At 61.5% G+C, this 8104-nt stretch carries 10 protein-coding genes; 6 read left to right on the forward strand and 4 right to left on the reverse strand.

The features are described 5' to 3' along the window. Positions 1-144: 144 nt before the first annotated feature. Positions 145-597, forward strand: coding sequence for a cupin domain-containing protein (locus VNZ93_RS14525; RefSeq protein ID WP_325706287.1), 453 nt, complete (start codon positions 145-147; stop codon positions 595-597). 39 nt (positions 598-636) lie between these two features. Here VNZ93_RS14525 and VNZ93_RS14530 read toward each other — a convergent pair whose 3' ends face one another. After that, positions 637-1890 (reverse strand): flavin-dependent oxidoreductase, encoded by a 1254-nt coding sequence (locus VNZ93_RS14530; protein ID WP_325706290.1) that lies wholly within the window; start codon positions 1888-1890, stop codon positions 637-639. A gap of 287 nt (positions 1891-2177) precedes the next feature. Here VNZ93_RS14530 and VNZ93_RS14535 point away from each other — a divergent pair, with 287 nt between their 5' ends. From VNZ93_RS14535 to VNZ93_RS14545, 3 genes are all read left to right on the forward strand, one after another. After that, a complete protein-coding gene (locus VNZ93_RS14535) occupies positions 2178-4490 on the forward strand; it encodes an adenylate/guanylate cyclase domain-containing protein (RefSeq protein ID WP_325706293.1) in 2313 nt (770 codons plus the stop codon). Positions 4491-4659: 169 nt separating this feature from the next. Further along, positions 4660-5487 carry an MBL fold metallo-hydrolase gene (locus VNZ93_RS14540; protein ID WP_325706296.1) on the forward strand — a complete coding sequence of 276 codons (828 nt, stop codon included), beginning with the start codon at positions 4660-4662 and terminating at the stop codon, positions 5485-5487. Between the two features lie 118 nt (positions 5488-5605). Then, a complete protein-coding gene (locus VNZ93_RS14545; protein WP_325706298.1) occupies positions 5606-6319 on the forward strand; it encodes a cyclic nucleotide-binding domain-containing protein in 714 nt (237 codons plus the stop codon). Here the strand turns inward: VNZ93_RS14545 and VNZ93_RS14550 are convergent. Beyond that, on the reverse strand, positions 6312-6740 hold the full coding sequence (locus VNZ93_RS14550; RefSeq protein WP_325706301.1) for a transglutaminase-like cysteine peptidase: 429 nt from the start codon (positions 6738-6740) through the stop codon (positions 6312-6314). The genes VNZ93_RS14545 and VNZ93_RS14550 overlap by 8 nt on opposite strands. Here VNZ93_RS14550 and VNZ93_RS14555 point away from each other — a divergent pair. Next, on the forward strand, positions 6633-6995 hold the full coding sequence (locus VNZ93_RS14555) for a hypothetical protein (RefSeq protein ID WP_325706323.1): 363 nt from the start codon (positions 6633-6635) through the stop codon (positions 6993-6995). The two genes, VNZ93_RS14550 and VNZ93_RS14555, sit on opposite strands and share 108 nt — an antisense overlap. Positions 6996-7175: 180 nt before the next feature. On the opposite strand, the gene VNZ93_RS14560 is transcribed toward VNZ93_RS14555, so the two are convergent. Beyond that, positions 7176-7379, reverse strand: coding sequence for a CsbD family protein (locus VNZ93_RS14560; RefSeq protein WP_325706304.1), 204 nt, complete (start codon positions 7377-7379; stop codon positions 7176-7178). A gap of 127 nt (positions 7380-7506) precedes the next feature. Here VNZ93_RS14560 and VNZ93_RS14565 point away from each other — a divergent pair, with 127 nt between their 5' ends. Continuing rightward, positions 7507-7719, forward strand: coding sequence for a hypothetical protein (locus VNZ93_RS14565; protein WP_325706307.1), 213 nt, complete (start codon positions 7507-7509; stop codon positions 7717-7719). A 10-nt stretch (positions 7720-7729) separates the two neighbouring features. On the opposite strand, the gene VNZ93_RS14570 is transcribed toward VNZ93_RS14565, so the two are convergent. Next, positions 7730-8104: TIM barrel protein (locus VNZ93_RS14570; RefSeq protein WP_325706310.1), on the reverse strand; the 375-nt coding region annotated here is incomplete at its 5' end.

An 8104-nucleotide genomic window follows, 5' to 3' on the forward strand; every position in this document is an offset into this window, starting at 1 on the left:
TGTACATCCGCCTGCCGCCGCGCTGAATGCCCACCGTATTTACGCTCTTGCAAAAAGAGAGGGCGCGAGCCGCACGGACGGTTTTCGATCCGGTTCCCTTTCTGATTTAATGCGGCAACGGAAGGCGAAGGGAGTTTGCGTCACATGCAACCGCTTACGGCAGGCATCACCAAGGCCGCGACCGGCATCGATGGCATCGTCTGGAATATTCTCGGCCAGACCTATGTGCCGAAAGTGCTGTCGGAACAGAGTTTCGCCTGGCACGCCACCTTCCCGCCCGGCACGTTCGTCCCGCCGCATATTCACCCGACCCAGGACGAATTCATCTACATGCTGGAAGGCAAGCTCGACTTCCTGCTGGACGGGCGCGACTTTTCGGCGACCGCAGGCGACACGATCCGGCTGCCGATGCAGATCCCGCACGGCATCTTCAACAAGTCCGATCAGCCGGTGAAGTGCGTGTTCTGGGTCACGCCGACCCGCAAACTCTACGACCTGTTCTGGGGCATCCACTCCATGAAGGAGCAGAAGCCGGAAGAGGTGGTCGCGCTCGCGGCGCGCCACGAGATCATCTTCCTGCCGCCGCCGGCGGAGTGAGGTCGTAAACTGCAATCCAACCTGTGAAGGCGGCGTCCGCTACGCCGCCTTCACCACCGGCCGGTTGACCTGCTCGCGCGCGAATCCTGCGGCACCGGCATAGCCCCTAACGATCGCCTTGCGCTGTTCGTAGGACAGCACATCGTCGATGTTCGTGAAGCCGTCGGGCGCGCGCGCCTCCACCGCGTCGATCACGCCTTCCGGCCCGCCCTTGCGATTCATCATCACGATCTGCGTGGTCATCGGCAGCCGCTCCTGCTCATAGGCATAGAGCGCGTGGCGCGCGTGCTCGCAATCGACCAGCCGGTCCGCGAGACAGCGGGCATCGAGAATCGCTTGCGATGCACCATTCGAGCCGACCGGATACATCGGGTGCGCCGCATCGCCGAGCAGCGTGACGCGGCCATGCGACCAGCGCGGCAGCGGATCGCGGTCACACAGCGGATATTCCCAGAATTCCGGCGTCGCTTCGATCAGGGCCTTGGCGTTGCAATAGGGGATCGCGAATTTCTGCACATGCGGCATCAGATCCTCGAACCGGCCGGGACGTGACCAGTCTTCCTTCTTCGGCGTGCCACCACCTTCGCTGACCTTCACCATCACGGCCCAGTTCATCAGGCAGCGATCCTCGCGCGAGCCTTCCGCGATCGGATAGAGCACGAGCTTGCCCGCCATGCCGCCTGCGATCACCATCGAACGGCCGGTGAGAAATTTCGGCCAATCCAGTGCGCCGCGCCACAGCACCGTGCCGGTGAAACGCGCCGGCTCTTCATTCGGGAAAAGTTGCGCACGTACGAAGGAATGCAGCCCGTCCGCGCCGATGAGGATATCGCCTCTTGCAGTCCGGATGTGCGAACCGCTGCGATCGAAAAAGTACGCCGTGACGCCGGTCTCATCCTGGGTGAAGGAGCCAAGCCGGTGTCCGGTATGGACGCGGGATTCGCCCAGTCGCGCGCGCGCTGCTGCGTAAATGACGCCCTGCAGCCGTCCGCGATGGATCGAGAATTGCGGATAGTCGAAACCGGCGTCCGTGCCGCGCGGCTCACGCCAGATCTCCTGGCCGAGCCGGTTGCAATAGATCAGCTCGTAGGTGCGGATGGCCACGGCATCGAGCCGATCGAGCAATCCGACCTGCGCCAGCTCCTTGATGGCATGGGGAAGCGTGTTGATGCCAACCCCGAGTTCCCGGATCTGGTCGGCCTGCTCGAACACCTCGCAGTCGATGCCGCGCGCTTGCAGCATCAGTGCTGTGGTCAACCCTCCGACCCCGCCTCCGACGATGATCGCCTTCATTCCAAGACCCCTCAAATACCAGGCGCGCATTTTGCGCGGGCGACGCCCGAAAGAGCAATCAAATCAATCATCCTTGGTTGACGGCGGCATGCGGGCCCGGCCGGCTGACGGTAAAATATGCAGACAGCTGCAACCGCGATGCCCCGGGAAAACGCTGCTCCCGGACGGTCGGTTCGGCCCCCGGCCCCTTTCGGGCAGCGGTCAAAGCCGCTATCCCGCTGTCTGCAGAATTTTCAGCCGCCTCGCTTCGTCTGGCGCAATATCAGTCCCTTTAGTAGCCTCCGCCCGTGGCCCCGAACCTTAAAGAACAAATTCACCGCCTCAACGAACGGCGGCTCGCAATTCGTGAGAAACGTCGGGAGGAGCGCGAGCAACGGGCCGCTCTCGGCCGGCGCTTCAGCCTCATCGGATGGTTCGGCCTGAGGCGCACCACGGGCTTCCTGCTGCTGGCGGCATTTCTCGCCCTCAGAATCTGGGATCCGGTCCAGCTCGAGAATTTGCGGCTGCGCAATTTCGATTTCTATCAGGTCCTCAAACCGCGCCAGCCGACGATCAAGCCTGTTGTCATCGTGGACATCGACGAGCCGAGCCTTGAGGCGCTGGGACAATGGCCCTGGCCACGCACGCTGATCGCCGAACTTGTCGCCAAGTTGCAGCAGGCGGGCGCCGCTGCCATCGCGTTCGACGTGATCATGGCCGAGCCGGACCGCATGTCGCCCGCGGCCATCGCGGACACACTGCCGCAGATCGACGAAGCGACGCGCGACAAGATGAAGAGCCTGCCAGGCAACGACGAGGTGCTGGCGCAGGTCATGCAAAGCGGTGGCCGGGTGGTCCTCGGCCAGTCGGCCATCCTGACGCCGACACCGAGCAACGAGGACATGCCGCGTACCGGCATCGCGACAATCGGCCCGGACCCGTCACGCTTCCTGCTGACCTACCAGGGTTTGCTCCGCAATCTCCCGGTGCTGGAAAAGGCGGCGGCCGGCCGCGGAGCACTGACATTGCGCCCGGAGCGCGACGGCATCGTGCGCCGCGTCCCGATGGTGGTGAAAGCCGGCAATGAAATCGTGCCGGCCATGACGCTCGACATGCTGCGTGTGGTCACGAATTCAGGCGCCGTGCTGGTGCGCACGGACCCCGTGGGCGTCCGCGCCGTCGCCGTGCCGGGGCTCGAATTGCCGACCGATGAAAACGGCCAGTTCTGGATCAACTTCAGCCCACATGACGCGTCACGCTTCGTCTCGGCAAAGGACGTGTTGAACGGCACGATTCCGTCGGACCGCTTCGCCGATCGTCTGGTTCTGATCGGAACGTCAGCGGTCGGCCTGCTCGACATCAAGGCGACACCGGTCGAGACATCCATGCCGGGCGTCGAAATCCATGCCCAGGTGCTGGAAAATGTACTGGGCCAGACACTTCTGTCCCGGCCCAATTATGCCGTCGGAGCCGAGGTTCTCATCACCGGCATCGTTGGTGTTGCAACGGTCATTCTGGCGCCGACGATGGGCGTGATGACGCTGCTGGCATTCGGCTTCGTCGTCGCCATGCTGGTCGCCAGCATCTCCTGGTATTTCTACACACAGCACGGCCTTCTGTTCGACGCATCGTTTCCGCTGATCTCGATCTTCTTCATCTATCTGACGCTGGTCTTCATCAACTACTTCCGCGAACAGGCCGACCGGCGACGAATCCGCTCCGCGTTCGCGCATTACCTTTCGCCGACACTGGTCGAACAGCTTGCGAATGCACCGGAACGTCTGGTTCTCGGCGGCGAGACCCGCGACATGACGATCCTGTTCAGCGACGTACGCGGCTTCACCAGCATTTCGGAAACGTTCAAGGATGATCCGCAAGGCCTGACCAAGCTGATGAACCGGCTGCTGACGCCGCTCACCAACTCGATCATCGATCGCAAGGGCACGATCGACAAATACATCGGCGACGCCATCATGGCGTTCTGGAATGCGCCGCTGGACGATCCGCTGCATGAAGTGCATGCCTGTTCGGCCGCCCTCGACATGCTGCACAAGATCGAGGATCTCAATCACGAGCGCGAGGCAGAGGCACTCGAGGACGGCATACCGTTCCTGCCGATGCGGATCGGGCTCGGTATCAATACCGGCCGATGCGTTGTCGGTAACATGGGATCGGATCTGCGCTTCGACTATTCGGTGCTCGGCGATCCGGTGAATCTCGCGTCGCGCCTTGAAGGCCGCACGAAATCCTACGGCGTGCCGATCATCCTTGGCGCGCGCACAGCGGAGAAGGTCAATGGCTCCTTTGCGGCGCTGCAGATCGACCTGATCACCGTGAAGGGAAAGTCCGAGCCGGAGCACATCTACGCGTTGCTCGGCGACAAAAACGTTGCGGCCAGCGAGAGCTTCAAATCGATTGCCAGCCTCACCGAGGAAATGATGGCCTGTTACCGCAACCGCGACTGGGACGGCGCGGAAAACGCGCTGCAGCGGGCGAAGCAAGCCGAGCAGACATTCGGCCTCGCAGGCCTGTTCGAGGTTTACCAGTCACGCATCGAGGCGTTCCGGATCACGCCACCACCGGCGGGATGGGACGGCGTCTTTGCCTTCGATTCCAAGTAACGATCTGTGCAATTTCCAGGCGGCGCCTTCCGGCAAGCGATGGCTAACCACAGTCCTGCAAGGTGCGTGTCCCGCGCAAATGAGCGTGATAGCGCTTGTGACGGACCGGACGGCGCGCTTACGATGGGCACGTCTTGAGAGCGGCCGCAAGCGGGGACGAAACGTTAAAATGTCCGACTTCACTATCAGGTTCTGGGGCGTGCGCGGCTCGCTTCCCTGCCCCGGGCCTGCAACGAAACGCTACGGCGGCAATACCCCCTGTGTCGAGGTTCGATGCGGCGGACGCCTTCTCATTCTCGACGGCGGTACCGGCCTGCGCGAACTCGGCGATGCGCTGGTGCAGGACGGCGGCATCATCGACGCCGATCTTCTCCTGACGCACTGTCACTATGACCACGTCATCGGCATCCCGTTCTTCGCACCGTTCTTTCTGCCGCAACATCGCTTCCGTATGTGGGCCGGAAATCTGCTGCCGGACTTCCAGCTGAAGCCGGTCATGCAGGCCATGATGAGCGAGCCGCTGTTTCCGATCGGCATCGACAGCTTCAAAGCCCATATCGACTATCGCGACTTCCGCGCGGGCGAAACCGTCATTCAGGACAGCGACCTCACGGTCCGCACCATCATGCTGGATCATCCGGGCGGCGCGACCGGTTACCGGATCGATTATCGTGGGCGCTCCGTGGCCTACCTGACCGACAATGAAGGCCGGCGCGAGGATCACGACAAGGCGTTGGTCGCCTTCTCCAAGGGAGCCGACCTCGTCATTTACGATACAACCTATACCGAAGCCGAAATCGACGAGAAAAAGGGCTGGGGTCACTCGACATGGCAGGACGGCATGCGCCTAGCGGTCGCTGCCGGCGCCAAGACCTTCTGCCTGTTCCATCACGCGCCCGAGCACGACGACGCGGCGATGGATGCACTACTGGCCGAAGCACGCAGCGCGCGGCCAGGAACGATCGCGGCGATTGAGGGTGAGATTATTCGTTTGTAGCAATCGCCGGATCGACTATTCCCGACTAGAAGCATTTTTTCGATTCTTGCCCATGCGCTGCGGACATGGAAGGAATCAGGGCACGCCGTGTTCTCCCGATCGGTCGTGGGAGTGACCAATGGATTTAGGCTATCTTGCCACCTACATGGTCGATTTCATCAGGTCGAAAATGGACCTGGCGAATCTGCTCGGCCTGATCGGCGGCGTGTTCTACGTCGCGTCCGTGACATTGCGAACCATGATCCCGCTGCGTATCGCGGCGATCATCAGCAATGTCCTGTTCATGGGCTATGGCCTGCTGGCGAAGGCGTTGCCGACCTTCTTCATGTATGCGGTGCTGCTGCCCATCAACTGCTTCCGCCTCTATCAGATCCAGCAACTGGTCAAGCGCGTGAAGATCGCCTCGCAGGGCGATCTCGACATGGAATGGCTGAAGCCGTTCATGACCAAGAAAAACTTCAAGGCCGGCGACATTCTGTTCAACAAGGGCGACGTCGCGAACGCGATGTATTACACCGTCACCGGCAAGTTCCTGGTCAAGGAGTTCGGTGTTGAGCTGCCGCCCGGCCGCGTGATGGGCGAACTCGGATTTCTTGCGCCCGACAACAAGCGCACCGCGACCGTCGAATGCATCGAGGATGGGCAGGTGCTGTTCATCATCTACGACAAGGTTCGCGAGCTGTATTTCCAGGATCCCGATTTCGGATTCTATTTCCTGAAGCTCACCAGCGAACGGTTGCTGCAGAACATCTCGCGGCTGGAAAGCGAAGTCGAAACCTACAAGGCGCGCGTTCAGGCGCTCGAAGCGGCAGCGACCTCGCGTCCTACATGACGCCCGGCGCGGAGCCGACACCGATCGCCACGATCTGCGCTTTCTCAGCATCTGGACCGAGCGCAGCCAGCACGCGATAGTGAGTCTGGTCCAGATCGACCAAGGCGAAAGACCGATTGTCGAGCAGCAGCCAGCGTCCATCCAGCCGCACCGCGAGGATGGCGTGCGAGCTGCGGACGGCGCGTTCTCTCACAATTACCAGCCTGAGATCGTCGCCGCCGATCCCCGCCTCCTTCAGCGCCAGCCATTTGAGGATCGCGTAATCCTCGCAATCGCCTTCGCCGGCGGACATGGTTTCGAGCGGCGCCGACCATTGGTCGGCAACACCAAACCGTCGCTCGTCGCTGACGGGCCGTATCGCAAGATTGACCGCACGATTGACCTCGCCGATGCGTGCGCGGCCGTCTCGGGCATGACCCATATCGGCGATTGCGATCAGGCGACGTTCATCGTCGCTGCACATCCACGTTTCCGCGCGGCAAGCGGCAACGCGCGCCTCGTCATCGGCAATGCGGCGCTGCATATCCTGCCATTTCAAGGCGAGACTGGCGTTACGCGAAGCAGCCTCTGGATCGAACATGCGATCATCAGCCTGGGCTGGGCTTGCGCCTATGCACAACGATGTGAAAGCGAGCACTCTGATGACGCGCAGCATGGCCGGCCCCTCAACGCGTGATCCAAAGTCTGTCGCCTTGGTATCGTCGCGATGTCGTACCGTCGTAGCGGCGTCTCGATGCGATCCGGTTAAGCCGTCACATGCAACTACTCAAATGGTGAATGCTTTCACCAGCGTCACAAAAAGAGGCCTCCCCAAAAGAGGAGGCCCCGTGTCGGTAATGCGGTGTTACCGCTTTGTTTACCAGCGCTGAGCGCCATACCAGGTGTCGATGTCCTTCTGCACCTGATCCTTCGCCATGCCGTAGCGCTCCTGAATTTTGCCCTCCAGCTGGTCGCGGCGGCCGTTGATGACATCGAGATCGTCATCGGTGAGCTTGCCCCACTGCTCCTTCACCTTGCCCTTGACCTGCTTCCAGTTTCCTTCGACACGATTCCAGTCCATCGTTCGTCCTCCGTGTTGTTGTTGGGAAAGTAACCGCCGCTTCAACGCTGCGGCGCTGCGGACGTTCCAACAGGAACGACATAGAAATCTGCGCGTTGACTTCGGGTTCCATCACAGGGCCTTAGCCATGGAAAAGCCGAAGCATCGCCGGTCACCCGACGCAATTTCGAATGAGGGCCGGCTCGCGCGAAAAAGCGACGAGATCCAGCCGGTGAAGCAGGACGATCCGATACTCGAGACTTACGAGCAGAGTCCGGAACGTCCCGGCGACGATGAACGCAATGCTCCCGCAACGCCCGACGGCTCTCTGCCGGAGCAGGAACGTGCGACGCCGGATTAATGTGCTGCGGTCAGACCACCGTCTTGTAGCGTGCGATCACGGTGTCGATCACCTCGCCGATCGGACGCGACCACCAGTCGTTCGACAGCAGCTCGACTTCGATGAAGCCTTCAAAGCCTTGGGCCTCGACCTCGCGCCGATAGGCCGGGAAATCGATCACACCGTCGCCCATCATGCCGCGATCGAGCAGCATATCCTTCGTTGGAACCAGCCAATCACAGACATGGAACGCGAGCAGCCGCTTCTTGCCGACGCGCGCGATCTGCGACCACACATCGGAATCCCACCAGACGTGATACGTGTCGATCGCAACCCCGATCGCACCGCTGCGGGCAGGATCGATCGCATCGCAGATGTCGAGCGCCTGCCGCAGCGTGTTCACACA

The sequence above is a fragment of the Pseudorhodoplanes sp. genome (assembly GCF_035565795.1).
Lineage (GTDB): Bacteria > Pseudomonadota > Alphaproteobacteria > Rhizobiales > Xanthobacteraceae > Pseudorhodoplanes.

What these genes read in the sequence shown, in the direction of transcription:
- VNZ93_RS14545 (WP_325706298.1), top strand. Translation starts at nt 5,606, where the DNA reads ATGGATTTAGGCTATCTTGCCACCTACATGGTCGATTTCATCAGGTCG.
- VNZ93_RS14530 (WP_325706290.1), bottom strand. Translation starts at nt 1,890, where the DNA reads ATGAAGGCGATCATCGTCGGAGGCGGGGTCGGAGGGTTGACCACAGCA.
- VNZ93_RS14550 (WP_325706301.1), bottom strand. Translation starts at nt 6,740, where the DNA reads ATGGGTCATGCCCGAGACGGCCGCGCACGCATCGGCGAGGTCAATCGT.
- VNZ93_RS14525 (WP_325706287.1), top strand. Translation starts at nt 145, where the DNA reads ATGCAACCGCTTACGGCAGGCATCACCAAGGCCGCGACCGGCATCGAT.
- VNZ93_RS14560 (WP_325706304.1), bottom strand. Translation starts at nt 7,379, where the DNA reads ATGGACTGGAATCGTGTCGAAGGAAACTGGAAGCAGGTCAAGGGCAAG.
- VNZ93_RS14565 (WP_325706307.1), top strand. Translation starts at nt 7,507, where the DNA reads ATGGAAAAGCCGAAGCATCGCCGGTCACCCGACGCAATTTCGAATGAG.
- VNZ93_RS14540 (WP_325706296.1), top strand. Translation starts at nt 4,660, where the DNA reads ATGTCCGACTTCACTATCAGGTTCTGGGGCGTGCGCGGCTCGCTTCCC.